General features: G+C 37.3%; 32 protein-coding genes. 10 read left to right on the forward strand and 22 right to left on the reverse strand.

Features of this window, described 5'->3' with window-relative positions:
* Positions 1–24: 24 nt before the first annotated feature.
* From pfkA to ung, 5 genes are all read right to left on the reverse strand, one after another.
* Positions 25–990 (reverse strand): 6-phosphofructokinase, encoded by a 966-nt coding sequence (pfkA, locus tag ACXPAV_RS06370; protein ID WP_039092036.1) that lies wholly within the window; start codon positions 988–990, stop codon positions 25–27.
* 129 nt (positions 991–1,119) lie between these two features.
* On the reverse strand, positions 1,120–2,019 hold the full coding sequence (locus ACXPAV_RS06375; RefSeq protein WP_458003011.1) for a cation diffusion facilitator family transporter: 900 nt from the start codon (positions 2,017–2,019) through the stop codon (positions 1,120–1,122).
* Entirely contained in the window at positions 2,009–2,578 is a 570-nt protein-coding gene (locus ACXPAV_RS06380; RefSeq protein WP_458003012.1) for a hypothetical protein, read from the reverse strand. Before ACXPAV_RS06380 ends, ACXPAV_RS06375 begins: the two co-directional genes overlap by 11 nt.
* Entirely contained in the window at positions 2,568–3,347 is a 780-nt protein-coding gene (yaaA, locus tag ACXPAV_RS06385) for a peroxide stress protein YaaA (RefSeq protein WP_039171914.1), read from the reverse strand. The genes ACXPAV_RS06380 and yaaA overlap by 11 nt, the downstream gene beginning before the upstream one ends.
* A 14-nt stretch (positions 3,348–3,361) precedes the next feature.
* Entirely contained in the window at positions 3,362–4,030 is a 669-nt protein-coding gene (gene ung / locus ACXPAV_RS06390) for a uracil-DNA glycosylase (RefSeq protein WP_458003013.1), read from the reverse strand.
* Positions 4,031–4,328: 298 nt separating this feature from the next.
* On the opposite strand from ung, the gene grcA reads away from it, so the two are divergent.
* The gene (grcA, locus tag ACXPAV_RS06395; RefSeq protein ID WP_039136361.1) at positions 4,329–4,712 is read left to right on the forward strand and encodes an autonomous glycyl radical cofactor GrcA; all 384 of its coding nucleotides are present in this window, start codon (positions 4,329–4,331) and stop codon (positions 4,710–4,712) included.
* 53 nt (positions 4,713–4,765) lie between these two features.
* On the opposite strand, the gene ACXPAV_RS06400 is transcribed toward grcA, so the two are convergent.
* Together ACXPAV_RS06400 and ACXPAV_RS06405 are read right to left on the reverse strand one after the other, a co-directional pair.
* Entirely contained in the window at positions 4,766–5,218 is a 453-nt protein-coding gene (locus ACXPAV_RS06400; RefSeq protein WP_052119434.1) for an NfeD family protein, read from the reverse strand.
* Positions 5,215–6,171 carry an SPFH domain-containing protein gene (locus ACXPAV_RS06405; protein WP_018346390.1) on the reverse strand — a complete coding sequence of 319 codons (957 nt, stop codon included), beginning with the start codon at positions 6,169–6,171 and terminating at the stop codon, positions 5,215–5,217. Before ACXPAV_RS06405 ends, ACXPAV_RS06400 begins: the two co-directional genes overlap by 4 nt.
* 187 nt (positions 6,172–6,358) lie before the next feature.
* On the opposite strand from ACXPAV_RS06405, the gene moeA reads away from it, so the two are divergent.
* Both moeA and moeB read left to right on the forward strand, forming a co-directional pair.
* A complete protein-coding gene (moeA, locus tag ACXPAV_RS06410; RefSeq protein WP_458003014.1) occupies positions 6,359–7,588 on the forward strand; it encodes a molybdopterin molybdotransferase MoeA in 1,230 nt (409 codons plus the stop codon).
* 8 nt (positions 7,589–7,596) lie between these two features.
* Entirely contained in the window at positions 7,597–8,325 is a 729-nt protein-coding gene (moeB, locus tag ACXPAV_RS06415) for a molybdopterin-synthase adenylyltransferase MoeB (RefSeq protein ID WP_065230483.1), read from the forward strand.
* Between the two features lie 36 nt (positions 8,326–8,361).
* Here moeB and ACXPAV_RS06420 read toward each other — a convergent pair whose 3' ends face one another.
* The 5 genes from ACXPAV_RS06420 to arsC all read right to left on the reverse strand — a co-directional run bounded on the left by ACXPAV_RS06420 (position 8,362) and on the right by arsC (position 10,895).
* On the reverse strand, positions 8,362–8,655 hold the full coding sequence (locus ACXPAV_RS06420) for a heavy-metal-associated domain-containing protein (RefSeq protein WP_065230484.1): 294 nt from the start codon (positions 8,653–8,655) through the stop codon (positions 8,362–8,364).
* Positions 8,656–8,657: 2 nt separating this feature from the next.
* Positions 8,658–9,020, reverse strand: a complete 363-nt coding sequence (locus ACXPAV_RS06425) for a mercuric transporter MerT family protein (protein WP_458003015.1) — start codon at positions 9,018–9,020, stop codon at positions 8,658–8,660.
* Entirely contained in the window at positions 8,992–10,098 is a 1,107-nt protein-coding gene (locus ACXPAV_RS06430) for a transglutaminase domain-containing protein (RefSeq protein ID WP_039136372.1), read from the reverse strand. Before ACXPAV_RS06430 ends, ACXPAV_RS06425 begins: the two co-directional genes overlap by 29 nt.
* 173 nt (positions 10,099–10,271) lie before the next feature.
* A complete protein-coding gene (locus ACXPAV_RS06435) occupies positions 10,272–10,457 on the reverse strand; it encodes an alternative ribosome-rescue factor A (protein ID WP_230585709.1) in 186 nt (61 codons plus the stop codon).
* Positions 10,458–10,532: 75 nt separating this feature from the next.
* On the reverse strand, positions 10,533–10,895 hold the full coding sequence (gene arsC, locus ACXPAV_RS06440) for an arsenate reductase (glutaredoxin) (protein WP_013746830.1): 363 nt from the start codon (positions 10,893–10,895) through the stop codon (positions 10,533–10,535).
* A 281-nt stretch (positions 10,896–11,176) separates the two neighbouring features.
* Here arsC and rplM point away from each other — a divergent pair, with 281 nt between their 5' ends.
* A complete protein-coding gene (gene rplM / locus ACXPAV_RS06445; protein ID WP_026211022.1) occupies positions 11,177–11,605 on the forward strand; it encodes a 50S ribosomal protein L13 in 429 nt (142 codons plus the stop codon).
* 16 nt (positions 11,606–11,621) lie between these two features.
* Entirely contained in the window at positions 11,622–12,011 is a 390-nt protein-coding gene (gene rpsI / locus ACXPAV_RS06450; protein ID WP_013746828.1) for a 30S ribosomal protein S9, read from the forward strand.
* Between the two features lie 230 nt (positions 12,012–12,241).
* Here the strand turns inward: rpsI and ACXPAV_RS06455 are convergent, their stop codons facing one another.
* Entirely contained in the window at positions 12,242–12,586 is a 345-nt protein-coding gene (locus ACXPAV_RS06455) for a DUF496 family protein (RefSeq protein WP_039174212.1), read from the reverse strand.
* A gap of 215 nt (positions 12,587–12,801) precedes the next feature.
* On the opposite strand from ACXPAV_RS06455, the gene serC reads away from it, so the two are divergent.
* From serC to gloA2, 5 genes are all read left to right on the forward strand, one after another.
* On the forward strand, positions 12,802–13,887 hold the full coding sequence (gene serC, locus ACXPAV_RS06460; protein WP_458003016.1) for a 3-phosphoserine/phosphohydroxythreonine transaminase: 1,086 nt from the start codon (positions 12,802–12,804) through the stop codon (positions 13,885–13,887).
* Between the two features lie 18 nt (positions 13,888–13,905).
* A complete protein-coding gene (hisC, locus tag ACXPAV_RS06465; protein ID WP_458003017.1) occupies positions 13,906–15,003 on the forward strand; it encodes a histidinol-phosphate transaminase in 1,098 nt (365 codons plus the stop codon).
* Between the two features lie 28 nt (positions 15,004–15,031).
* Positions 15,032–16,330: a 3-phosphoshikimate 1-carboxyvinyltransferase gene (gene aroA / locus ACXPAV_RS06470; protein WP_458003018.1), complete on the forward strand. Its 1,299-nt coding sequence runs from the start codon at positions 15,032–15,034 to the stop codon at positions 16,328–16,330.
* Positions 16,331–16,527: 197 nt separating this feature from the next.
* On the forward strand, positions 16,528–17,853 hold the full coding sequence (gene hemA / locus ACXPAV_RS06475; RefSeq protein WP_458003019.1) for a glutamyl-tRNA reductase: 1,326 nt from the start codon (positions 16,528–16,530) through the stop codon (positions 17,851–17,853).
* Entirely contained in the window at positions 17,853–18,266 is a 414-nt protein-coding gene (gloA2, locus tag ACXPAV_RS06480; RefSeq protein WP_458003020.1) for an SMU1112c/YaeR family gloxylase I-like metalloprotein, read from the forward strand. The genes hemA and gloA2 overlap by 1 nt, the downstream gene beginning before the upstream one ends.
* A 426-nt stretch (positions 18,267–18,692) precedes the next feature.
* Here gloA2 and pal read toward each other — a convergent pair whose 3' ends face one another.
* The 9 genes from pal to cydB form a co-directional block, all read right to left on the reverse strand.
* Positions 18,693–19,145: a peptidoglycan-associated lipoprotein Pal gene (gene pal / locus ACXPAV_RS06485; protein WP_013746819.1), complete on the reverse strand. Its 453-nt coding sequence runs from the start codon at positions 19,143–19,145 to the stop codon at positions 18,693–18,695.
* Positions 19,146–19,155: 10 nt separating this feature from the next.
* Positions 19,156–20,427, reverse strand: coding sequence for a Tol-Pal system beta propeller repeat protein TolB (gene tolB / locus ACXPAV_RS06490; RefSeq protein WP_039174213.1), 1,272 nt, complete (start codon positions 20,425–20,427; stop codon positions 19,156–19,158).
* Between the two features lie 52 nt (positions 20,428–20,479).
* On the reverse strand, positions 20,480–21,619 hold the full coding sequence (tolA, locus tag ACXPAV_RS06495) for a cell envelope integrity protein TolA (protein WP_458003021.1): 1,140 nt from the start codon (positions 21,617–21,619) through the stop codon (positions 20,480–20,482).
* A 16-nt stretch (positions 21,620–21,635) separates the two neighbouring features.
* Positions 21,636–22,058: a colicin uptake protein TolR gene (tolR, locus tag ACXPAV_RS06500; protein WP_013746816.1), complete on the reverse strand. Its 423-nt coding sequence runs from the start codon at positions 22,056–22,058 to the stop codon at positions 21,636–21,638.
* A 26-nt stretch (positions 22,059–22,084) separates the two neighbouring features.
* Complete coding sequence (tolQ, locus tag ACXPAV_RS06505; protein ID WP_039136389.1) at positions 22,085–22,774, reverse strand: protein TolQ; 690 nt, start codon at positions 22,772–22,774, stop codon at positions 22,085–22,087.
* 22 nt (positions 22,775–22,796) lie between these two features.
* Complete coding sequence (gene ybgC, locus ACXPAV_RS06510; protein WP_416093149.1) at positions 22,797–23,207, reverse strand: tol-pal system-associated acyl-CoA thioesterase; 411 nt, start codon at positions 23,205–23,207, stop codon at positions 22,797–22,799.
* A gap of 110 nt (positions 23,208–23,317) precedes the next feature.
* The gene (gene ybgE, locus ACXPAV_RS06515) at positions 23,318–23,605 is read right to left on the reverse strand and encodes a cyd operon protein YbgE (protein WP_039173996.1); all 288 of its coding nucleotides are present in this window, start codon (positions 23,603–23,605) and stop codon (positions 23,318–23,320) included.
* A 9-nt stretch (positions 23,606–23,614) separates the two neighbouring features.
* On the reverse strand, positions 23,615–23,713 hold the full coding sequence (locus ACXPAV_RS06520) for a cytochrome bd oxidase small subunit, CydX/CbdX family (protein ID WP_018346408.1): 99 nt from the start codon (positions 23,711–23,713) through the stop codon (positions 23,615–23,617).
* Positions 23,714–23,723: 10 nt separating this feature from the next.
* The gene (gene cydB / locus ACXPAV_RS06525; RefSeq protein ID WP_039174001.1) at positions 23,724–24,860 is read right to left on the reverse strand and encodes a cytochrome d ubiquinol oxidase subunit II; all 1,137 of its coding nucleotides are present in this window, start codon (positions 24,858–24,860) and stop codon (positions 23,724–23,726) included.
* Position 24,861: the final 1 nt, after the last annotated feature.

Here is a 24,861-nt window from a genome sequence, read left to right on the forward strand (position 1 = left end):
GCGTTTTTCTTGAATGCTGGTAACTTAATAAAGTTTTCTTGATGTATTGAACCAATCTTCTTTAAAGCTACGTTTCATATTTTGAATAGCATCAATAATATCATGATGAACGAGTTGTTCATTTTGGATACCGACACAACGACCTTTTTCACCTTGCAATAATAATTCAACCGCATAAACTCCCATTCTGGAAGCCAAAATACGGTCAAAGGCACAAGGCGCCCCACCACGTTGAATATGTCCCAATACTGTCGCACGAGTTTCGTGATGGACACGTTCTTCGATCTCTTTCGCTAACTCGTTAACGTCACACATATGTTCAGTAATCGCAATAATGGCGTGACGTTTACCCTTTTCAATACCATATTCTACTTTACGAATTAATGCTTCACGTTCAAAAGGGCGTTCCGGAATCACGATAAATTCGCAACCTCCGGCAATCGCTGCTGCCAAAGTTAAATCACCACAATGACGTCCCATAATTTCCACGATAGAGATACGTTGGTGAGAACTTGAAGTATCACGTAAACGGTCAATCGCATCCAATGCAGTTTCTAATGCTGTTTGATAACCGATAGTATAATCAGTACCGGCGACATCATTATCAATTGTGCCAGGCAAGCCGATACAAGGAAAATCGTGTTCCTCAGTTAATAATTTTGCTCCCATATAGGAACCATCACCACCTATAACAACAAGAGCATCAATACCGTGAAAACGCAAATTTTCAACACATTTTGCACGTACTGAAGGATCTTTAAATTCTGGGAAACGTGCTGAACCCAAGAATGTACCGCCACGATTAATCACATCAGAAACACTAAAACGTTCCAATTTTTTAATTTTATTAAAATATAATCCTTGGTATCCGTCATAAACCCCATAAACTTCCAATCCTTCGTATAGAGTCGCACGAACTACGCCACGAATTGCGGCATTCATTCCAGGCGCATCGCCACCACTTGTTAATACGGCAATTTTCTTAATCATATGTTGTCCTCATTAGGAAATATTTTATCGAAAAAAATAAATCAAAAACTGCGCTAAGATTACACTATTCACCAAGCTCGCTCTAGCAAAATTTTCGATTAGTGTGGTAATTTTTGATCTAATTCGTCATTATGTTGTCGTTTGAGCCATTTCTTGTTTTACCACTGTGGTTGGCTCTTGATGAATCATTATGTCGGAGTTTGGGAAAGCCTGTCGCAATTCCTGTTCCAATTCTTCGGTAATAGCGTGAGCCATCATCAAAGGGAGGTTATCCTCCAACTCTAAATGCAACTGAATAAAACGCACCGCTCCGGCACGGCGTGTTTTTATATCGTGAACGCCCAATACTTTCGGATTTCGTTTCGCAATTTTCTTAATCTCTGTGATCTCCTCTTCCGGCAAAGCCACATCCAATAACATTTGCACTGATTCCGATACCATTTTTAATGCATTAATTAAAATATAAACAGCGATAATTAAGGCACAAATCGCATCTGCCATTACAAAACCGTAATAACTGATCACCAACGCAATCAAAATACCTAAATTCATAAATAAATCGGTCTGATAGTGCAAACTATCCGCCTTAATCGCCGGACTATCAGTACGTTTTATTGTATATTTTTGAAAACTCACCAAAATAGCAGTCATTATCACTGAAACAATGGTAACTGCGATCCCCCAAATATTATGATCAGTAATTTCAGGCGAATGAAGACGTTGAATGCCTTGCAAAAATAGAAAGACGACCGATCCGCAAATAAACATCCCCTGCGCCAATGACGCCAGTGATTCTGCTTTACCGTGACCGAATGAGTGATTATCATCCGCCGGCATTAATGCAAAGCGAAGAATCAACATATTCGTGAAAGAAGCTAACAGATCCAAAAGTGAATCCGTAATTGCCGCTAAAATACTGACTGAACCGGTTTTCCACCAAGCAATAGCTTTAATTGATACCAAAAAAAAGGCAGTAAAAATCGCTAAACACGCTGCTCTTTTTACATAAATCGAATATCTATCTTTCATCACAACTCCAAGGGAATACAAACTTTGCTAATTTTTGCATCATTGGTTCCGCCACTTGTTGTTGCAAATTTTTCAAAATAGCCGTTTGGCTACTCTTAATTGGGGCAAACTGTTGCGTATATTGAAATTGAACAAAACCACATTTCGCCAAATTTTCACCTTTTGCGACATCCACTTGATAGTCAATAAACTGCTCATCTGGCGGATAAACCACATAGCTATATAATTTTCCTTGTTCTAATTTATTGTTATAAACATCAACACCTGTGTTACGGAACATTCTTTCGCGTAATTGAATACGTTGCTGATATTTCGCATCCGTTTTCACAAAATTCTGTTGTAAATCTTGAAAAATTTCTAAATGTTTCTGTTGATCTTTATTTATTAATTCATAGGTATATTTCACCACTGAACCAAGATCATCAGTTTTACTCAATTGATAGTGCTGTTGTTCAAACTCAATTTTATTCGGTACAGTCACTTTCTGTTGCATCATCGGTTGACTAACACAGCCAGATAAAAGCAATAAACCCAACCAATAGCTCCGTTTAATCATCATTTAACTCCCGTTTAAAGATTAATTCCGTTGTTGTAGATAGATTTTCATCAAACCAATATCCGCCTAAATCAAATGTTTTTAACTGTTCAATTTCGGTTAATCGTTGTTGTAACAGATAGCGACTCATTAATCCTCTAGCTTTCTTAGCATAAAAACTAATCACTTTATAAGTTCCGTTTTTACGATCCATAAAAATAGGCTTTATAATTGTTGCCTGTAAACGCTGTGTATTGACCACTTTAAAATATTCATCAGATGCCAAATTCACTAATATATTATCACCTTGCTGATCCAATGCTTGCCGTAACTGATCGGTGATCACATTTCCCCAAAAATGATACAGATCATTTCCTCTTTCATTTTTCAACTTTGTTCCCATTTCTAAACGATAAGGTTGCATTAAATCCAACGGCTTTAATAATCCATACAATCCTGACAACATTCTTAAATGTGATTGTGCAAACTGAATATCCTCTGCTGATAATGTTTCCGCCTCTAATCCAGTATAAACATCACCTTTGAAAGCATAAATTGCTGCTTTACTATTTTCCGTATGATGTTGTAGCACCCACTCAGCAAAACGAGCAGCATTTAATCCTGCCAGTTTATCGCTAATTTTCATTAATGAAGCAATTTCTGCCGGTGTTAATCGGCGACAAATTTCAATTAATTGCTGACTATATTGTGTTAAATCTGGTTGTGTATAACTTGAAATCGGACTCGGTGTTGAAAAATCCAATGTTTTTGCAGGTGAAATAATAGCTAACATATTTTTCCTTTTAATTATAAATTGGGTAATGACCAATCAATCGGTGTTTTACCCTGTTGTATTAAATACTGGTTGGTACTTGAAAAGTGGTGACAACCTAAGAAACCTCGATGAGCAGAAAGTGGCGATGGATGTGGAGCCGTCAAAACGCAATGTTTCTGTCGATCAATAAATTGCCCTTTTTTCTGAGCGTGACTCCCCCATAATAAAAAAACCAATCCTTGCGTATGCTGGTTTAAAGTAGCAATAACGTGATCTGTGAACGTTTCCCAACCAAAATTAGCGTGTGAATGTGCCTTTCCCTGTTCCACAGTTAATACGGTATTTAATAACAACACGCCTTGTTGTGCCCAAGTAACCAAATACCCGTGGTTTGGAATGTGGAATCCAGTAATATCTTGCGATAACTCTTTATAAATATTCTGCAATGAAGGCGGTATCTGCACATTCGGACGTACTGAAAAAGCTAAACCGTGAGCTTGATTAGGACCGTGATAAGGATCTTGCCCTAAAATCACCACTTTTACCTGATCAAACTCAGTGTAACGAAATGCATTAAATACATCTGTTTTTGGTGGATAAATTATTTTCCCTGAATCTCTTTGTTGCTGAACCTGTTGCAAAATATGTTGGAAATAAGGTTGCGCTTTTTCGCTGCCTATCATATCTTTCCACGTTCTCATCTCGTTATCCTTTTTATCACTTATCGCATTTGAAAAGGCAATTATAAAAATCTTATAACAAAATCGCCAATAAAAAATACATCACAAATTGTTACAACTTCATTATTAAAAGGTAAAAACAAATATTTAATACAGACTTCAAGTTAAACAATTATTGATTAAAATCAAATTTAAAATCAGAAAAAAACTTTTTATTAATCAATAAAATGATTTATTGCAATTTAATTTGAAAATATAAAATATTTTGATAAAATTCACTCAATTCATTAATTTTAAACCTAGGCTTTTGGAGGCTATTATGATTAAAGGTATTCAAATTACACAAGCTGCAAATGACAATTTAATTAACTCTTTCTGGTTATTGGATAACGAGAAAGGTGAAGCACGTTGTCTATGTGCAAAAGGCGATTACGTTGAAGACCAAATCGTTGCAATCAATGATTTAGGAAAAATTGAATATCGTGAATTGCCAGTTGATGTTGCGCCAACTGTAAAAGTGGAAGGTGGTCAACATTTAAACGTTAACGTTTTACGTCGCGAAACTTTGGAAGATGCAGTAAAACATCCAGAAAAATATCCACAATTAACTATTCGTGTTTCTGGTTATGCTGTGCGTTTTAATTCATTAACTCCGGAACAACAACGCGATGTAATTACTCGTACTTTCACTGAAAGTTTATAATTTTTTTCCTCTTTAAAAATTTAGCGGCGATATTTCTATCGCCGTTTTTTTACTTAATTTTTTATTACTTTCACAACCAAAGTAATCCCCTTTATTGATACTACTTCTACAACATCACCTTGATGTAATTGATTACCTTCAACACGCCAACTACCGTCACCAAACTTGGCACGAGCAATATGATCTGTAAAAACTTCGGTAATTACACCTTGTTGCCCCAACATTGCCAAACCTCGTTGATTCAACATTTCGGCAGCAATATCCTGCTGATTACGTTTACTCTGAATTTTCCACCAACACAAACTAGCAAGCACTGCTATCGCCGCAAACAATATTCCCCCAATCACTAATGAAAGCAGAAAAAAATAACTCAATATTGCCAACACTAATGCAGCGATTCCCCACCATAAAAAGAAAATTCCAGGGACAACAATTTCCAAAATTAAAAGCACAAACCCGAGTACCAACCAATGAATTGCTCCCCATTGCGCTAACCATTCCATCATTTTTGTGTTCCCGATTGTTTTAACAATTCATTGATACCAGCAATTGATCCCATTAAATTGCTCGCTTCCAACGGCATCAATACCACTTTGCTATTCTCCGCTTGTCCAATTTGTTGTAAAGCTTCAGTATACTTTTGAGCAACAAAATAATTAACCGCTTGAATATTACCAGCTGCAATAGCCTCAGACACCATTTGTGTTGCTTTTGCCTCTGCTTCCGCTTCACGTTCACGTGCTTCGGCACGTAAAAAAGCTTCCTGCCGTTCTCCCTCTGCTTGCAAAATTCTGGACTGTTTTTCTGCTTCAGATTGCAAGATCTGTGCCTGTTTTTCACCTTCCGCCCGAAGAATTGCAGCTTGACGCACTCCTTCAGCTTCAAGAATTTCAGCTCGCTTATTACGCTCCGCTTTCATTTGCGCATTCATTGAATTAATCAACTCTTTTGGTGGACGCACATCCCTAATTTCAATTCTTGTTACTTTCACACCCCAAGGATTGGTTGCTTCATCTACAATTGCCAATAATCGACTATTTATTGCATCACGCTGCGATAACATTTCATCCAACTCCATTGATCCCAGCACAGTACGAATATTAGTCAAAGTTAAATTAATTATTGCCTGTTCCAAATGATTAACTTCATAAGCAGCATTACGAGCATCAATCACCTGCACAAAACAGACTGCATCAATCGATACATTTGCATTATCTTTGGAAATTACCTCTTGTGATGGAATGTCCAACACCTGTTCCATCATATTAATTTTACGACCAATACGATCAATAAACGGAACAATAATATTCAATCCCGGCGTTAATGTTCTGGTATAACGTCCGAATCGTTCAATAGTCCAATGATACCCTTGTGGCACAGTCTTTACCGCTGAAACCAAAACAACAATCACTAAAATAATGAAAAAAATTGTTCCAATTGGAATACTCTCTAAATACATAACGCCTCCTAAATTAAATTGAAGCTACATCATCCCACAACAATAAACGATTGCAATAGAGAAATGGAATCTATTTACAAATTTATAATTTACCACAAATTATACCCATAAAGGCTTATCAACTTAACCTAAACAAACAAACTAAGTTACGCTACAATGCACTATCACTATTTATAAGGATAAATTTATGGCTGAATTATTAACCTTTGAACAAGCATTAGACTCACTTTTACAACAACTTCCAGCTCCAAATAAAACACACTGTGAAACTATTTCTCTTGATCAGGCAGATCAACGTATTTGTGCCGAAGCCGTTATTTCACCAATCAATGTGCCGGCTTTCGATAATTCTGCAATGGACGGTTACGCTGTTAGAATAGCTGATTTGGAAAAATCAATGACACTAACGGTTGCCGGTAAAGCTTTTGCGGGACAACCTTTTAATGGAGAATGGGTGGAAGGCAGCACAGTAAGAATTATGACTGGTGCAATGATCCCTGAAGGAACCGATGCGGTGATAATGCAAGAAAAAGCTATCGTCAATGCTGACGGTAGCGTTACTTTCCTACAACTTCCTAAATTGGGTGAGAATATTCGCCGTATTGGTGATGATGTCAAACAGGGTGAAGAGGTTCTATCTCAAGGTGCAAAATTAACATCAGTATCCTTGCCACTACTCGCTTCATTAGGTATTGAAAAGATAAAGGTTTTTCCCCGAATCAAAGTGGCTATTATTTCCACTGGTGATGAATTAGTTCCAGTCAGTCAACCATTACAAGACGGGCAAATTTATGATACCAACCGTTTTGCAGTTAAATTAATGTTGCAACGTTTAAATTGTGAAATACTGGATTTCGGTATTTTACCAGACAATGAACAGCAATTTGAGCAAGCATTCCGTGATGCTCAGCATCAGGCTGATCTGATCATTACCAGCGGTGGCGTTTCTGTTGGAGAAGCAGATTTCACCAAAAATGTGCTTGAACGTTTAGGCAATATTAATTTTTGGAAATTAGCCATTAAACCGGGTAAACCTTTTGCTTTCGGCAAATTAGAAAATGCTTGGTTCTGTGGATTACCTGGCAATCCAGTTTCAGCGTTTGTCACCTTTTATCAATTAGTGCAACCGGCAATTGCCAAATTAAGTGGGTTTAGCCAATGGAAGGCACCACAAAAATTACCAGCAATTACAGCACAACCATTGAAAAAAAGTATAGGTCGCTTAGACTTTCAACGCGGTTTCTATCACATCAATGAACAGGGACAACTTGAAGTTTCTCCCGTCCGTTTCCAAGGTTCACATATGTTCAGTTCTTTTGTCCAAAGCAATTGTTTTATTGTGTTGGAGCAGGAGCGAGGCAATGTAGCTACAGGAGAATCAGTAATGATAGAGCCTTTTAATTTTTTAATTAATTAATAGATAAAATGAAAATTGAATTAACCAATTACGAAATGTTGCGTTATAACCGGCAAATTGTGATGAAAGCAATTGATTTAGACGGTCAGGAAACATTAAAAGCAGGTAAAATGCTGATTGTCGGGCTGGGTGGTTTGGGTTGTGCTGCCGCACAATATCTTGCTGCTGCTGGTGTAGGCGAGTTAACATTGTTGGATTTTGATAAGGTATCGTTATCTAATTTACAACGTCAGATTTTGCATACCGATCAGCGTATTGATATACCGAAAGTTGAGTCAGCTAAAGTGGCACTTTCGCAAATTAATCCTCTTATCAAAATTAATACCATTAATCAGAAACTGACCTCGCAACAGTTGGAAAAATTAATTGCTACTGTTGATGTCGTATTAGATTGTACTGACAATGTCGAAAGTCGCAATCAGCTTGATCAGGTTTGTCAACAACTAAAAAAACCGCTTGTTTCCGGTGCAGCAATCAGAATGGAAGGGCAAATTACTGTTTTTACTTATCAACCCGACACACCGAACTATCGCAATTTAAGTCAATTATTCGGTGAGAATGTTTTAAGCTGTGTTGAAGCCGGCGTCTTATCACCGATTGTCGGCATTGTCGGCTCGATTCAGGCGTTAGAAGCAATTAAAGTGCTTCTAAACATTGGCGATATTTTATGCGGCAGATTATTGATGATTGATGGAATGTCAATGCAGTTTAGGGAATTAAAACTCCCTGTTTATTAAGCAAAAAATGGGCTGTTTGCCCATTTTTCTCAACAACTACAGCACTTTTGCGTGATATCGTAACTTCTCCATTGCTTTAATCAACTGCTCATTGCTGACTTTATCCGTTGTAATCACTTTCACCGTATGTGCATTCATATCTGCTTTAGTTTTCAAAACCCCATCAATTGATCGCAACTCTTTATTCACCAAATAGACGCACAACTGACAATTCATCTCATCAACTTGCATGGTCAGTTCTCTTTGATTATTTGTTACCGACTGTTCGTCTGCATAACTGTAACCACATAACGAGATTAAAAATAACCATACTGCAAAAAATTTTTTCATCTTTAAGCCATCCTTTCTAAAATCCACGGTAAGACTGTCGGATAAGTGAGAAAAAATAAAATAATTACAAACACTAACCAATATAAAATCATTAGCCATTTACGCGATAAATATTTGGTACAGATAATTTTTTGAGAAAACATCAGTAACCAGAAACCGTAACCGAATGCTACCAATGAAATAATCAACATCGGAATACGAAAATAGTCATATTGATTAAGCTCAATTAGCCAAGTGGAAGAAACACCAAAAACTAAATAAATCAATGGTGCAATGCAGCATAACGTTGAGGTCACTGCTGCAACCACAGCAGTGACACAACTTGCAAAAAAGCGATTATTTAATTTCTTTTGAGATGAATTCATAACCGAACTCTTTAGCATCAAAAGAGTTAAGCGGATCACCGCCTACTTCAGCATACGGATAACCAAAGTTATTAATTGGTTTCAATTCAGGTGCCGGATAGAGATCAAAATCACGCGCGTGATTAAAGCCAACCCAGTTTGCTTCCCAGTTACCAAATAAATATTTCGCTACCGCTTGAGTATCCGCATCCTGCACTGATTTTTTCTCAGTTAGGCGCATTTTCGCCACATCAGCAGAATCGACCGGCACCCAGCCGTAACCGGCTAAATAAAATTCAGCTCGGCAATGTTGACCGCCGTTTTCATTCGCAACGCCGTCTTTAGCACTGCCAAAAGCTTTTTTAGAATATTTTGACATTTTCGGTGCATCACCCAAACGAATACCGAAAATTTCTCGCGCCGGAATACCGGAAGCTCTAGCCAACGCAACAAATACTGAATTAATATCAGTACATTTACCTTTTAATACGCCTGTTGTTAGGATTTTTTCAACATCACCGTCACCACAGCCTAAAACAGAATTATCACGTTCCATATTGTTGACGATCCATTCATGGATCAATTCTGCTTTTTTCAATGGATTTTTTTCATTGCCAACGATTTTATCGGCATATTCTTTAACAATACCATCAATTTTGATATGAGATGTTGCTTTTAAATAGGGTTGAACATCCACTGAATATTCAATCTTTTCCGGAACTTTATAATCTTTCAATGCACCGGTAACCATCGGTTCACGGTCCTTAGTCTCAATCACCATTTTTACTTTAAGCAGACGTTTATCCGCTTTTTCATCCCAATTTGCAAACAATGTTTTTGCACCGTATTGGTTATTTTCCGTCACATAGGCATTGCGATAATTGCCTTCAAATTCAACGGATTTTAAAGTCTGATAATCACTATTGAAAGGCAATGGAACCCACAAATTTGTTTCGCCCTGAGCACCTTTAGGCACAACAAGATCGTAACTATTAGTAAATTCATAGGTGTGAGTGGTTGTATTTGGATTAACTTGAGTAACAGGTGCTGCAAATGCCATTCCGGACATCAGCATAGAAGCTAAAAGAAGTTTTTTCATATTGTATAACCTTAAAATAAACATAACTTGTTATATTTCATTTGTCCGACAAAAATGCCGGACGACTAAGAATACTCACATTATCGGTATAAGAAAAGCTTCTTTTTATAAAAATGAAAATTTTTTTGAGAAAAAAGAGGGGAAGACAAAACAAAAATGCAACGATAAAGACTTTAAAATAAAATGTTTATCGTTGCATTTTCATAATTGCGTTTAACGTGTTTCGCCTTACGTTGATAACTGCCTTTGCCTTTGCGATTACGCTCAACTCGAGCTCTGAACAGTTTATCCGTCACCAGTGCTTTCATCGCACTCTCTTGAATGTCACCTCGTTGGTGTTGATATTTCATATTCATCATATATCTCCATAATAAAATTATAAAAACGCCGCTGATTAAAGCGGCGGCTATTATGACAAAAAATTAACGAGTTGACTATAAAATTTCCAAAACTTGTTCCGGTGGACGACCGATGCGCGCTTGATTACCATTTATGACAATCGGACGTTCCAACAAAGCGGAATGTTCCACAATTGCCTGTAATAATTGTTGTCGTTGCGCTTCCACATTTGGATCAAGCTGATCCAAACCTAATGATTTATACAGTTCATCTTTTGTACGCATCATTTTTCTCGGATCATCAATCGCTAATTTACGCATCAAATCTTCAAGCTCCTGCAATGAAAAATGATGTTGCAAATAAAGCTCTATTTCAGGCTTCACTTGCTTTTCTTCTAATAATTGCAATGTTGCTCTGCTTTTCGAACAACGTGGGTTATGCAAAATTTTAACACTCATCTATTTATTACTCCTTTCTTGTATGGCAAAGAGATGATTACTTTAACACGTCAGCTTTCATTATGTGGAAAATCCGAAAATAAACCATAAAAAATAAAATTTAAATAGTTTTTTAATTTTGCTTACTGTATAATCTTGCGACCCTGTTAATTACATTGGTTTTCCCGCCGTGTAATTTTTTTATGCTTAAAATCTACTCGAAGGGGTATGACGACAAGCGAAAAGGTGTGTTCAAATTCTTGGGCACAGGGTGTTAAATTATTATTTTGGTAATGAAATTAATGAAAACTTTTGTAGCAAAACCAGAAACAGTAAAACGCGACTGGTATGTAGTTGATGCGACAGGCAAAACTTTAGGTCGTTTAGCTACAGAAATCGCACGTCGCTTGCGTGGTAAACACAAAGCTGAATATACTCCACACGTTGATACAGGTGATTACATCATTGTTATCAATGCAGAAAAAGTAGCCGTAACCGGTCGTAAAAAAACTGATAAACTTTACTACTGGCACACTGGCTATGTTGGTGGTATTAAACAAGCGACTTTTGCTGAAATGATTGCTCGTCGTCCTGAACGCGTGATTGAAATCGCAGTTAAAGGTATGTTACCTAAAGGTCCTTTAGGTCGCGATATGTACCGTAAATTGAAAGTGTATGCAGGTAGCGAACATAATCACGCTGCACAGCAACCACAAGTTTTAGATATTTAATCACGAGGTTTAGACTATGGCAGATCAAAACTACGGCACAGGCCGCCGCAAAAGCTCTTCAGCTCGTGTATTTTTAAGACCGGGCACAGGTAAAATTACTATTAATCAACGTGAAATTGATGTTTATTTTGGTCGTGAAACATCACGTATGATTGTTCGCCAACCATTAGAATTAGTTGATATGGCAGATAAATTCGATCTTTATATCACTGTTAAAGGTGGCGGTATTTCTGGTCAAGCAGGTGCAATTCGTCACGGTATCACTCGTGCGTTAATTGAATACGATGAAACATTACGCCCAGCATTACGTGCTGCAGGATTTGTAACCCGTGATGCTCGTCGTGTTGAACGTAAAAAAGTGGGTCTTCACAAAGCACGTCGTCGTCCACAATACTCAAAACGTTAATACGATTTTGCACGATTCAAGATCAAAAAAGGGCTGTTTTCAGCCCTTTTTTCTTTTTTGCCCTATATGCCTTCTTTTCTGTATTCTAAAATTGAAGTTAATAATATCTTTTCTTATATTTGCTTTCTGCTTCTAATAAATAGCAAATATAAAACCTGTCTTATGTTCTAATCACTAGTTTTTTAAGACAGGTTTTTCTTTCGTATTTCAGTGTATAAGCACTGTTTTTACTACTCTTTAGTTTTCTTCAGCATTTCCGCGTGTAAACGACTCTGCTCCTTCATTGCTTTTTTAATTTCTTGACGTTGTTTTGATGCTTCAGCATTACGAATCATATAATCATCCACACGAGATTCATAATCATCACGCATATTAGCAATAATGACCCGAATATCCGCTACTGACATATCATCTGTGATATATTGATTCAAGTTGTCAAGTAATAAAACCCTTTTCTGGTTATCTCGGATTTTGCGATCATTATCGGCAATATCACGCAAAAGTTTATTCTTTTGACGATACATACGCACATACTCCAACACATCTTCAAAACATTTTTTACTTACATTTTCCATAGTCAACTCTCTTATTGATACATAATAAAATATTCTATGCTTACTGTAGCGGTTTTTTAGGGTATCGTCAAAAAGATGTAATGATTTTCTTGCTCGGATCAATTATGTCTGTTCAATAATTCACAAACCGGATAGAAAGCGATTGATAATTCACATTTCTAGTGTTAAAACTAAGCACATTTATATGAATAAAATAAACAAGAAGGTGAATAAATATGACAGACGTATTTAATTTTAGTGCAGGACCGGCAATGATGCCTAAAGAAGTTCTACTACGAGCCCAAGCAGAACTGCTTGACTGGGAATCTCTCGGAACTTCAGTAATGGAGGTTAGCCATCGTGGTGCCAATTTTATGGCGTTAGCCAAGCGTTCTATTGAAGATTTACGCAAATTATTTAATATTCCTGAAAATTATCAAATTCTGTTTGCACAAGGTGGTGCCAGAGGGCAATTTGCCGCTATTCCAATGAATTTGCTTTCCGAAAACGGCAAAGCACTTTATTTAACCAGTGGACACTGGTCAACAGCAGCAGCCAAAGAAGCAAAATTATTCGGCAATGTAGATGAAATCAATATTTTAACGGAAGAAAACGGTAAAACTGCCATAACTGATCTTGATTTCAGCAATATCGCCGAACAATACGATTATGTACATTACTGCCCGAATGAAACTATTAGCGGTGTAGAAATCTTTGACGTTCCTAACGTCGGTAATGCTACATTAATTGCGGATATGTCATCAAATATTCTTTCTCGCAAAGTTGATATCAGCAAATTCGGTATGATTTATGCCGGTGCTCAAAAAAATATGGGGCCATCAGGGATCACATTAATCATCATTCGTGATGACCTTATCGGTAAAGCTCGTCGTAGTACACCTTCCGTTTGGAATTATCAAATTTTGCGCGATCACGATTCTATGTTTAATACACCACCAACATTTGCTTGGTATCTCTGTTCATTAGTATTTGAACATTTATTAGCAAATGGTGGAATTGAACAAATTGAGTTAAAAAACCGTGCCAAAGCAGAATTGCTCTATCGCTATATTGATCAAAGCAACTTTTATCAGAATAAAGTTGCGTCCAAAAATCGTTCATTAATGAATGTGACCTTCACCACCAATAATGATGAATTAAATGCAAAATTTGTCAGTGAATCCAATGCTGCCGGTTTAAGAGCATTAAAAGGACATAAAGTGCTTGGCGGTATGCGTGCTTCTATTTACAACGCAATGCCAATTGCCGGAGTAGAAGCCTTAATAGCTTTTATGGAAAAATTTGCTAAAGAAAATCAATAATTAATCACAGGAAATCATATGAAATTCTTAGATGTTGCCAACACTGGCGTTAAACAGTTATCTCCTTATCAAGCAGGAAAACCAATTGAAGAATTGGAACGAGAATTAGGTATTAATAATATTATTAAATTGGCTTCTAACGAAAATCCTTTTGGCTTTTCCGATGTTGCCAAGCAAGCTATTTTAAATGAGCTCAACCAACTTACACGTTATCCTGATTCCAATGGTTTTTACTTTAAACAAGCAGCAGCAAAAAAATTTGGTCTTGATCCGTCACAGATTACATTAGGCAACGGTTCAAATGATCTTATTGAATTAATTGCTCACACCTTTGTCAGTGAACAAGACGAGGTTATTTTCTCGCAATATGCCTTTATCGTTTATCCTTTAGTGACACAGGCGCTTAACGCTAAAGCAGTCGTCATTCCGGCAAAAGAGTGGGGGCACGATTTACCTCAATTTTTAGCGCATATTACTGATAAAACTAAATTAATTTATATTGCTAACCCAAATAATCCGACAGGAACATTCCTTACAACGGCAGAAATTGATCAATTTTTGGCAAAAGTACCGGAACATATTATTGTAGTACTTGATGAAGCTTACACTGAATTCACCGATCCTGCCGAACGTGTCCCTTCATTCGAACTACAGAAAAAATATACTAATTTAGTGGTATGCAGAACACTTTCAAAAGCATACGGCTTAGCAGGTCTTCGTATAGGTTATGCTGTTTCTAACCCTGAAATTGCCGGCTTATTTAATCGTGTTCGTCAGCCGTTTAATTGCAACAGTCTTGCTTTAGCCGCAGCTACTGCAGTGATTAATGATGATGATTTCGTCAATAAAGTGGCAGAAAATAATCGACAAGGAATGAAACTTCTCATAGATTTTTTTGAAAAACAAGGATTAGATTATATTCCATCTAAAGGTAACTTTATTACAGTTGATTTTAAACGACCAGCCTTACCTATTTACGATGCATTACTGCATAAAGGCATTATTGTTCGTCCTATTGCCGGTTACGGAATGCCAAATCACTTACGTATCAGCATTGGTTTACCGGAAGAAAATCAAGCATTTATCGATGCATTAACTGAGATTTTAGCTAATTAATTGATAATTAAAAGGAACACTGCTGTTTATGAATTCCATTACATTGAATCCTATCGCTTATATTGACGGAGAAATTACACTACCCGGTTCGAAAAGCCTTTCCAACCGAGCATTATTATTAGCCGCCCTAGCAAAGGGAACAACAACAATCACTAATCTTTTGGATAGCGATGATGTCCGCCATATGTTGAATGCACTAAAAGCATTAGGTATTCAATATCAATTATCCGAAAATAAAACTGTCTGTGAAATTCAAGGCAATGCCGGTGCTTTTGAATGGCAAAACGGATTAAGTTTATTTTTAGGAAATGCCGGCACAGCAATGCGTCCTTTAACGGCGGCACTCTGTTTAGCGCCAAACAAAGCTAAGCCTAGTGAAATTGTCTTAACCGGTGAACCAAGAATGAAAGAACGTCCAATTCAACATTTAGTTGATGCTTTGCGGCAAATGGGCGCTGAAATAGACTATTTGGAACAAGAAGGTTATCCACCGCTTGCCATTCGCAATCACGGATTAAACGGTGGCAAAGTTGAAATCAATGGCTCTATTTCATCTCAATTTCTTACTGCGTTATTAATTGCTGCTCCGTTAGCAAAACAGGATAGCGAAATTCATATTATCGGAGATCTGGTATCCAAACCTTATATTGATATCACATTGAAGATGATGGCTGCTTTCGGGGTGCAAGTGCAACACCATAACTACCAGATATTTTTCGTTAAAGGTAACCAACAGTATCAATCGCCATCCTCCTTTATGGTTGAGGGTGATGCCTCTTCCGCCTCCTATTTCTTGGCTGCTGCTGCCATAAAAGGTAAAGTCAAAGTCAACGGTATCGGTAAAAAGAGTATTCAGGGCGATATCCAATTTATTGATGTTCTTGAACAAATGGGAGCAAAAGTACATTGGCACGATCACTATGTTGAAATCGAAAAAAATGAGTTACACGGTATTGATTTGGATATGAATCATATTCCAGATGCAGCAATGACAATTGCCATCACCGCGCTTTTTGCTGAAGGCGAGACGGTCATTCGTAATATTTATAACTGGCGCGTGAAAGAAACTGATCGTTTAACGGCAATAGCTACCGAGCTAAAAAAAATAGGAGCTGAAGTTGAAGAGGGAAAGGATTTCATACGAATTCAACCACTTACTCTAGATCAGTTTAAACATACAGAAATAGCAACCTATAATGATCACCGAATAGCGATGTGTTTTGCACTAATCGCTCTATCAAATACACCAGTAACTATTTTAGAACCAGAGTGTACGGCAAAAACATTTCCGACCTTTTTTGAGGAATTCAAAAAAATTGCTCATTAACAAAGAGGAGATATTGATATTACAATCAATATCTCCGCTCTTTCAGTATAATCACTATGAGGTATCTTTTCCTGCTAAATCAAAAAATTTCCTGCTTTCATTTGCTAGTTGTTACTAGATTATTTAAAATCTTGCGATGTTCTGTTTTGTTTTTTTAATGTGGGAATAGCGGTGTTCCGCTAGTAAAAGAGTGATTTATGGCAATTTTGGTATTAGGTATTAACCATAAAACCGCAACCGTGGATTTACGTGAAAAGGTTTCATTCGATAATGATAAACGTCAACTGGCACTACAACAGTTACAATCCGAATTAGCAGAAAGTGCAGTTATTGTATCAACCTGTAACCGCACTGAAATTTACTTACACAACCGCCATATTTCACCACAAGAAGACAACAAACAAAATCAAGAGTGGTTACGACAAATCAAGAACTGGTTTGTACAATTACATCAAATTTCAGAAGAAGAATTACAGCATTCCATTTACATCCAACAGAACCAACAATGTGTAACGCATCTAATGCGTGTTGCCTGTGGCTTGGACTCATTAATACTAGGTGAGCCACAAATTTTAGGGCAAGTGAAACAAGCATTTCAATTCAGTGAAACTTTTTATCAGCAGCAGAATTCTACTATCTCTACCGAACTTTCACGCCTATTTCAGAAAATATTTTCTACCGCCAAACGGGTAAGAACAGAAACTGAAATTGGCGGTAGTGCCGTTTCTGTTGCTTATGCAGCTTGTAGCTTAGCTAGACAAATTTTTGATTCTTTTAAACGTTTACGCATTTTATTAGTTGGTGCCGGTGAAACTATCGAATTGGTTAGTCGCCATCTGTTTCAACACGGTGCAAAACACATTATGATTGCCAACCGTACTATTGCTAATGCGACAACATTGGCGGAGCGCGTAGGAGGGCAAATGGATATTCTGTCACTTGATCAATTACAACAAGGATTGAATCTCGCCGATATTGTAATTACTTCTACTGGCAGCCCAAATATCCTTATTACACAAGAAATGGTCAAAGCTGCACAGAAACAACGCAGATTTGATCCAATGTTAATAGTTGATATTGCTGTTCCTCGTGATGTTGAAGATAAAGTGAGTGAACTTGAATCAGTCTATCATTATAGCGTTGATGATTTACAAAACATTATTCAGCACAATATGCAACAACGAAAACAGGCTTCCGTTGAAGCGGAAAATATTATTCAAGAAGAATGTGCTGATTTCTTCGTTTGGCTAAAACTACATCAATCCTCAAGTCTTATCAAAAATTATCGCCAGCAGGCAGAACAAATCCGTTTGGATCTGCTCGAAAAAGCATTAACTTCACTACAACAAGGCACAGATAGTGAAAAAGTAATTCAAGAATTAAGCTATAAATTAATGAATCGTTTATTACACACACCAACACAAGTAATGCAACAATTAGTTAAATCAGGCGAAACAAAAAGTTTACAACTATTTTCTAAATCACTTGGTCTCAGTGATGATAATGAACAACAGGAGAAGTAATGTCACCCTTAATAGGCTTTCATCATATCGCCCTAATTGTTTCCAATTATGAAGTTTCCAAGCATTTTTATATCAATATTCTTGGTGCTGAAGTTATTGCTGAAACTTATCGCAATGCAAGACAAAGTTATAAATTAGATTTACGTTTTCACGATGGTAGCCAAATTGAGCTGTTCTCTTTCCCAATAACACCACCAAGGTCAACAATGCCTGAAGCTTGTGGATTGCGTCATCTTGCTTTTAAAGTAAACAATCTTGAACAAGCTATTAAATATTTGAATCAACACAATGTTGAATGTGAACCGGTACGCATTGATGAACTCACCGGCAAGCAATTCACTTTTTTTAAAGATCCTGACGGTTTACCGCTGGAGCTTTATCAGTGGGAAAACCACTCAAATCACCACTGGTAATGACATCAAAACCGTATTGGCGTAAAATAATCTTGAAACCATAAGCTTACTTAAAGATATCCAAGCTAAAGAGATTTTCAACGCTGCACACGACCGCATTGAGCGTGAAGTGGGTAAACAAACCAACCTGACGATGAACAATGAAAAAATCCTCCTGAATTTTGGCAAAAACACTATTTTGATAAATAAAGAAGGGATTTAGTTAGATGGTGTACATATTGGGATGCAGAAGAAGGAGTTGCAAGTGCCTGAGAATACGAGGGAATTAAAACCACGCTATCGAATCCAGTTTCATCTATTAGATGATGAAGGAAAACCTTACCAAAATACGCCATTTACCATCAAACTTGTAGTGGTACACTACAAATTCCAAACAAAAAGAAAGCCCCAAAAGGAGCTTTCCAAAAGGATTGCTAATAGACGTGATTAGTAAGCTAATACTGCACGACGATCTTTAGCATAATCTGCTTCGGTGTGACCTAAAACAGCTGGTTTTTCTTCACCGTAAGAGATTGTTGATAATTGGCCACCTTGAACGCCTTTACCTTCTAAGTAGCTTTTAACTGCATCAGCACGACGTTGACCTAACGCGATGTTATATTCTGGAGTACCACGTGGGTCAGTATGACCTTCAACTTGTACTTTTGAAGAAGTATCTGTTAAGTATTGTGCATGAGCATCTAATAATTGAGCATATTCTGGTTGGATATCATATTTATCAAAACCAAAATATACAGTGTTGTAGCGTTGTTGTAATTCTTGCGCAGTCATATTACCGTAAAGTTTACCTTGTTGATCAGCTGCTTTATCAGAGCTGCTACAAGCTGCTAACGCTAATACTGGTGCTGCAACCATTAACACTTTAGCTAATTTTTTCATTTTATTCTCCTTAATTTTGAGTTAAATATGGTGACCAAGCAGGGAATTTAATTTGTCCCCCTGAACCAGGCAACCTTGCTTTGAAACGTCCGTCTGAGGACACTAATTGTAGCACTTTGCTTACACCTTGGGTAGAACTATAAATAACCATAGTTCCATTAGGTGCAAAGCTTGGGCTTTCATCTAGGAAGGTAGAAGTTAATGCAATAATACTTCCACTTTCTAAATCTTTTTTCACTAATTTATTACCATTGACCATGACAATTTCTTTACCATCTGGAGACATTTCACCACTATAGCTATTTCCCGGAGGACTAACTAATGATGCACCACCACCATTAGCCCCCATCATATAAACAGCCGGCGCACCACCTCTATCAGAAGTAAAGATAATGGAAGAACCGTCACTAGACCAGCTTGGCTCTGTATTATTACCGCTACCACTAGTTAATTTTACAGGTGAACCACCACCAACACCCATTACATAAATATTCAACACACCATCCTCATTCGAAGCAAATGCTATACGAGAGCCATCCGGTGAGAATGATGGTGCGCCGTTATGACCTGGTAATGATGCAATAATTTTACGGGATTTACTAGCAAGATCTTGCAAAACTAATAAAGATTTTTTATTTTCAAATACGCTATATGCTAATTTTTTACCATCTGCAGACCAAGCTGGCGACATAATAGGTTGCGAACTATGGAATACATTAAAAGCATTATAACCGTCATAGTCAGATACTTGTAAATCGTAAGAACCGGAATTATTTTGGATAACATAAGCAATGCGCGTTCTAAATGCTCCTCTAATACCGGTTAATTTTTCAAACACCTGATCACTGACAGTATGTGCTCCCCAACGAATCCATTGATTGGTTACGGTATAAGAATTCTGAGATAGAACAGCACCAGGTGTACCTGAAGCTCCAACAGTATCAACAAGCTGGTATGAAATATTATAACCACCACCTGCAGGTGTTACCTGTCCAACAACAATAGCATCAATACCTAATGCTGACCAAGCTTCAACATTGACTTCACCAGCAGAAGTTGGCTGCTGAGGCATTCTGTCCACCGGGATAGGATTGAATTTACCGCTAAAGCGTAAGTCTGAAGAGATAATATCTGCAATATCAGCAGGTGCTGAACCGGGACCATTCCATTTAAAAGGAACAACCGCAATTGGGCGTGCACTATCAACCCCTTCATCAATAACAATTCTGACTTCAGCAAATAGCTGTGTCGACTGCGTTAGCAAGCATACCACTGCAAACATCCAACTATATACAAATTTTTTAATCATAAGGTCACTCTTCCTCAAGTATTACCTATCTCAATTTAAAATCAATTACCGGCTTTTGATATTTTCTATACACGGCATCTGATGGTGGCGCCGGCACTTTCTTCGTTAAGGCTACCGCTCTCAATGCTGATGTACAGATATCATCTGAACCAGAAACTTTGTGATAATTTAAAATTGTTCCATCTCTCGCCAATTCAATTTGTACCGTACAAACTTTATTGGCAAAACTTGAATCTTTCAACCAACGGCGTTGAATTTCACGCTTAATAATTGCTGTATATTGATCTCCAACAACATCTCCTTCACCAGCACCATTACCACCGCTAGAGCCTTCTGCTCCTTTACGGTTACTGTTACTTCCTTGACGACTACTACCACCGCCAATATCACCATTATTAAGGAAATCATCCAATGCATTCTGTTGAGCTAAACGTTGTGCTTTTGCTTCCGCATCTGCCTTAGCCTTTGCAGCGGCTTTTGCTTCTGCAACAGCTTTCGCTTTAGCCTCAGCAGCTGCTTTGGCTTTTGCTGCTTGTTCCGCTTTTGCTTTAGCTTCAGCTGCTGCTTTTTCAGCTTTTTCTTTAGCCTCTTTTTCCGCTTTAGCTTTAGCTTCAGCTGCTACTTTTTCAGCTTTCGCTTTAGCCTCAGCAGCTGCTTTAGCCTCTTTTTCTTTTGCCTCTTTTTTTGCTTGTGCTTCAGCTAAAGCTGCCTTTTCCGCTTGTTCCTTCGCTAATTTTTCTGCTTTCTCTTTTGCTGCTTTTTCCGCTTGTTCTTTCGCTAATTGTTCAGCTTTCTCTTTAGCTTCTTGTTCCGCCTTTTCTCTTGCCGCCTGTTCTGCTTTTTCTTTTGCTTCTTTGATATTTTGCTGTTCTTGGCGTTCTTTTTCAGCCTGTTCTTTACTTTGCTGTTCTCTTTCTTTATCAGCTATTTCTCGTTTTGATGGCGGATTACCTTTCTTCTCTTGCTGTAATCTGCCCCATTCTTGAGCGGCAGCCCCAGTATCAACCATAATGGCACCCAAAACTTCGCCATTGCCCTCACCGCCCCCCATTGGTCTTACTTCTTCCAGTCTTGAACCGATAAAAAGTAAACCAAAAAGCAGAATGTGCAAAAGAATTGAAATCAAAACTGCTTTTTTGAATTTCTGTTGTTGATTATATTGCACAATACTATCCTAATCTTTATAGCGGATCCGTCATTAAACCCACGCTTTTTATCCCTGCGGTATGCAGTAAATTTAACCCTTTGATAATTTCTTCATAAGGTGCATCTTTTGCCCCACCAACAAGAAACAGTGTTGTATTATCCTTTTCAAATGCTTCTTTTGACATTTGAACAACCATTTCTTCGGTTAGATTTTCATTTCTTACACCATCAATAGAAAGCGTATATTGATTTGTACCGTCAACTTCCAAAATAACAGGTGTTTTATCTTCATTAGAAACGGTTTGACTGTCAGTAGAGTCCGGCAAATCAACTTGCACACTTTGGCTAATAATCGGTGCAGTAGCCATAAATATTAATAATAAAACTAACAATACATCCAAAAACGGGACGATATTAATTTCAGACTTTATTGATCGACCCTGACGACGAGATTGCATAATGTCCTCTTCAACATTAATAAAAATTAGTTATGAAAATTACTTTGACCAAATACTTTGCGGTGCAAAATTGTCGTAAATTCATCAATAAAATTTGCATAATTCTGTTCAAGCTTATTCACTCTTAAACTCAAACGGTTATAAGCCATTACCGCAGGAATTGCCGCAAAAAGCCCAATTGCAGTTGCAATTAGAGCTTCAGCAATACCAGGTGCCACCATTTGCAAGGTTGCCTGCTTAACATTACTTAATGCCATAAATGCGTGCATAATTCCCCACACTGTACCGAATAACCCGATATAAGGACTCACTGAAGCAACTGTCGCTAAGAAAGGCACTGTATTTTCTACATCTTCAATCTCACGATTCATCGCCAAATGCATTGCACGCGAACTTCCTTGGATAATAGATTCTGATGCGTTAGGATTAGCCTGTTTAAGGCGAGAAAATTCTTTAAAGCCAACGAAAAAGATTTGCTCACTACCAGAAAGTCCGTCACGACGATTGGATAATCCTTCATAAAGTTTAGTTAAATCTTCACCTGACCAAAAGCGTTCTTCAAAAGCCATTGATTGTTTTAATGCTTTAGAAAGAATCTTACTGCGTTGAATAATAATTGCCCAAGAAATAATTGAAAATAGGATTAAGATTGAAATCACTATTTGTACAACTACACTGGCTTTAAGAAATAAGTCGAAAAAATTCAATTCAGACATTTAATGCTCCATAAACTGTCTATCACGGTTTTTCATCTTTGAGTAATCTTTTGATTTCTTGAGGAAGTGAGGTGGGTTTCATGAGATTTATATTTACGCAAGCTACTTTCACTATTGCAGAACAATAAAGTTTGTTCTCTTGAATTAACTTCTGTGTGAAAACCAAACTGGCATTTTTAACTTCAACTAAAGTCGTTTCGACAATTAATAAATCGTCTAGGCGAGCTGGGTAGCGGAAATCAATTTCCATCTGTTTAACAACAAAAGCAATACCTTGCTGTTGTATAATTTCATTTTGAGAGAACCCTTTTTCTCTCAAGAATTCTGTTCTCGCTCGTTCAAAAAAATGAAGATAGCGAGAATGATAAACAACACCCCCTGCATCAGTATCTTCATAATAGATGCGAACCGGATATGTAGAGTTATTTTTCATTGCTACTGCTATCTGTTTCTCTATAACAAAAAAGTTTCGCTATTCTAATGAACGCGCAAATTAACTGCAATAGGCTTGATGACTTAAACGTAAAAATTTTTTCTTTGCCATCACATAAAATAAATAAATATGAGTGCAATAATCGCAACAATATAAGAAAAAATCGGTAAAAACAATAATTTCCATATTGTTTTATAAATTTCCAAACCAAAGCCGTGAATCCATAGTGTCGCTACGCTCCAAAAAATAATCAACGTATAAAGCGGCGAAATACCACCATAATCCAATGCAAAGCGTTCCGTATGCAAAAAAATTGTTGCTGTTAGAATAAATGCGAGAACGAATGAAAGGGCTCGAATTGAGCCCTTATTTGTTAATTGATACAGTGTTTGAATCATATCGTATTATTACTCATCAAACTTACCAGTTTTTTCAATACTGATATTGATCACTGCTGTTAAGCAAACTGCAAATAACACGCCCAAAACCCAAGTTACATAAAACATAAATTTCTCCTTAGTATAATGAGTGTTTGTTATTTTCGATGAAGTTTTCATCGATACGACCAAACATCTTAATATATGACCAAATTGTATAGCTTAATAGGATAACTACAAAAATCACAGCTAAGATTAACATTAATGTCAATGTTAATTGGCTTGAGCTTGAATCCCATAATAATAAGCTCATTTCCGGATGAGTAATTGATGGCATTAAGAATGGGAACATTGAAACACCACAAGTTAAAATGATGCCCGCCATTGTCAATGATGAGAATAAGAAGGCAAATCCGGAACGATCCGCTTTAGAGAACACAATATTCAATAATGCGGAAACAACTGCCAATGCAGGGAAAATCCAAAGAATAGGCATTTCTTTGTAATTATTGAACCAAGCACCTTCCTGCATAATCACTTCTTTACCAAACGGTGATGTAGGAGCACTGTGATCGATCGCACTAGTTACAACGAAACCGTCTTTGAATAATAACCATACTCCAGCTAATACAAATGCAACTAAAGTGATTAACGCACCGACTTGAGAAATCACTCTTGCACGATTACGTAAATCAGCAGTTGTTTTCATTTGTAACCAAGCTGCACCTTGTGTTGTTAACATTGCTAAACTAATAACTCCACAAAGAAGTGCAAATGGATTTAATAATTCAAAGAATGATCCTGTATATTTCACTTGAACAATAGAACTAAATTCAAAAGGTACGCCTTGTAATAAATTACCAAAAGCTACCCCAAAAACAAGTGAAGGAACAAAACCACCGATAAACAATCCTAAGTCCCACGCTTTACGCCAAGTTGGATTTTCCACTTTAGCACGATATTCTAATCCAACAGGACGGAAGAATAATGCAGCTAAAACAAGGATCATTGCAATATAAAATCCTGAGAAGGATGTTGCATAAATAAGTGGGAATGCAGCAAACATTGCACCACCGGCAGTTAATAACCAAACTTGGTTACCATCCCAGTGAGGAGCGATAGAGTTAAGCATAATACGCTTTTCCACTTCTTTTTTACCTGCAAAAGGAAGAAGTGTTAAAACCCCCATATCGAATCCGTCAGTAACTGCAAAGCCAATAAGCAACACACCTAAGAGGATCCACCATACAAATCGTAGAAATTCATAATCAATCATG

The sequence above is a fragment of the Gallibacterium sp. ZY190522 genome, assembly GCF_054166015.1.

Excerpts from the sequence above, each read along its gene's own strand:
- pfkA (WP_039092036.1), bottom strand. The coding sequence starts at position 990 with ATGATTAAGAAAATTGCCGTATTAACAAGTGGTGGCGATGCGCCTGGA.
- ACXPAV_RS06375 (WP_458003011.1), bottom strand. The coding sequence starts at position 2,019 with ATGAAAGATAGATATTCGATTTATGTAAAAAGAGCAGCGTGTTTAGCG.
- ACXPAV_RS06380 (WP_458003012.1), bottom strand. The coding sequence starts at position 2,578 with ATGATGATTAAACGGAGCTATTGGTTGGGTTTATTGCTTTTATCTGGC.
- yaaA (WP_039171914.1), bottom strand. The coding sequence starts at position 3,347 with ATGTTAGCTATTATTTCACCTGCAAAAACATTGGATTTTTCAACACCG.
- ung (WP_458003013.1), bottom strand. The coding sequence starts at position 4,030 with ATGAGAACGTGGAAAGATATGATAGGCAGCGAAAAAGCGCAACCTTAT.
- grcA (WP_039136361.1), top strand. The coding sequence starts at position 4,329 with ATGATTAAAGGTATTCAAATTACACAAGCTGCAAATGACAATTTAATT.
- ACXPAV_RS06400 (WP_052119434.1), bottom strand. The coding sequence starts at position 5,218 with ATGATGGAATGGTTAGCGCAATGGGGAGCAATTCATTGGTTGGTACTC.
- ACXPAV_RS06405 (WP_018346390.1), bottom strand. The coding sequence starts at position 6,171 with ATGTATTTAGAGAGTATTCCAATTGGAACAATTTTTTTCATTATTTTA.
- moeA (WP_458003014.1), top strand. The coding sequence starts at position 6,359 with ATGGCTGAATTATTAACCTTTGAACAAGCATTAGACTCACTTTTACAA.
- moeB (WP_065230483.1), top strand. The coding sequence starts at position 7,597 with ATGAAAATTGAATTAACCAATTACGAAATGTTGCGTTATAACCGGCAA.
- ACXPAV_RS06420 (WP_065230484.1), bottom strand. The coding sequence starts at position 8,655 with ATGAAAAAATTTTTTGCAGTATGGTTATTTTTAATCTCGTTATGTGGT.
- ACXPAV_RS06425 (WP_458003015.1), bottom strand. The coding sequence starts at position 9,020 with ATGAATTCATCTCAAAAGAAATTAAATAATCGCTTTTTTGCAAGTTGT.
- ACXPAV_RS06430 (WP_039136372.1), bottom strand. The coding sequence starts at position 10,098 with ATGAAAAAACTTCTTTTAGCTTCTATGCTGATGTCCGGAATGGCATTT.
- ACXPAV_RS06435 (WP_230585709.1), bottom strand. The coding sequence starts at position 10,457 with ATGATGAATATGAAATATCAACACCAACGAGGTGACATTCAAGAGAGT.
- arsC (WP_013746830.1), bottom strand. The coding sequence starts at position 10,895 with ATGAGTGTTAAAATTTTGCATAACCCACGTTGTTCGAAAAGCAGAGCA.
- rplM (WP_026211022.1), top strand. The coding sequence starts at position 11,177 with ATGAAAACTTTTGTAGCAAAACCAGAAACAGTAAAACGCGACTGGTAT.
- rpsI (WP_013746828.1), top strand. The coding sequence starts at position 11,622 with ATGGCAGATCAAAACTACGGCACAGGCCGCCGCAAAAGCTCTTCAGCT.
- ACXPAV_RS06455 (WP_039174212.1), bottom strand. The coding sequence starts at position 12,586 with ATGGAAAATGTAAGTAAAAAATGTTTTGAAGATGTGTTGGAGTATGTG.
- serC (WP_458003016.1), top strand. The coding sequence starts at position 12,802 with ATGACAGACGTATTTAATTTTAGTGCAGGACCGGCAATGATGCCTAAA.
- hisC (WP_458003017.1), top strand. The coding sequence starts at position 13,906 with ATGAAATTCTTAGATGTTGCCAACACTGGCGTTAAACAGTTATCTCCT.
- aroA (WP_458003018.1), top strand. The coding sequence starts at position 15,032 with ATGAATTCCATTACATTGAATCCTATCGCTTATATTGACGGAGAAATT.
- hemA (WP_458003019.1), top strand. The coding sequence starts at position 16,528 with ATGGCAATTTTGGTATTAGGTATTAACCATAAAACCGCAACCGTGGAT.
- gloA2 (WP_458003020.1), top strand. The coding sequence starts at position 17,853 with ATGTCACCCTTAATAGGCTTTCATCATATCGCCCTAATTGTTTCCAAT.
- pal (WP_013746819.1), bottom strand. The coding sequence starts at position 19,145 with ATGAAAAAATTAGCTAAAGTGTTAATGGTTGCAGCACCAGTATTAGCG.
- tolB (WP_039174213.1), bottom strand. The coding sequence starts at position 20,427 with ATGTTTGCAGTGGTATGCTTGCTAACGCAGTCGACACAGCTATTTGCT.
- tolR (WP_013746816.1), bottom strand. The coding sequence starts at position 22,058 with ATGCAATCTCGTCGTCAGGGTCGATCAATAAAGTCTGAAATTAATATC.
- tolQ (WP_039136389.1), bottom strand. The coding sequence starts at position 22,774 with ATGTCTGAATTGAATTTTTTCGACTTATTTCTTAAAGCCAGTGTAGTT.
- ybgC (WP_416093149.1), bottom strand. The coding sequence starts at position 23,207 with ATGAAAAATAACTCTACATATCCGGTTCGCATCTATTATGAAGATACT.
- ybgE (WP_039173996.1), bottom strand. The coding sequence starts at position 23,605 with ATGATTCAAACACTGTATCAATTAACAAATAAGGGCTCAATTCGAGCC.
- ACXPAV_RS06520 (WP_018346408.1), bottom strand. The coding sequence starts at position 23,713 with ATGTTTTATGTAACTTGGGTTTTGGGCGTGTTATTTGCAGTTTGCTTA.
- cydB (WP_039174001.1), bottom strand. The coding sequence starts at position 24,860 with ATGATTGATTATGAATTTCTACGATTTGTATGGTGGATCCTCTTAGGT.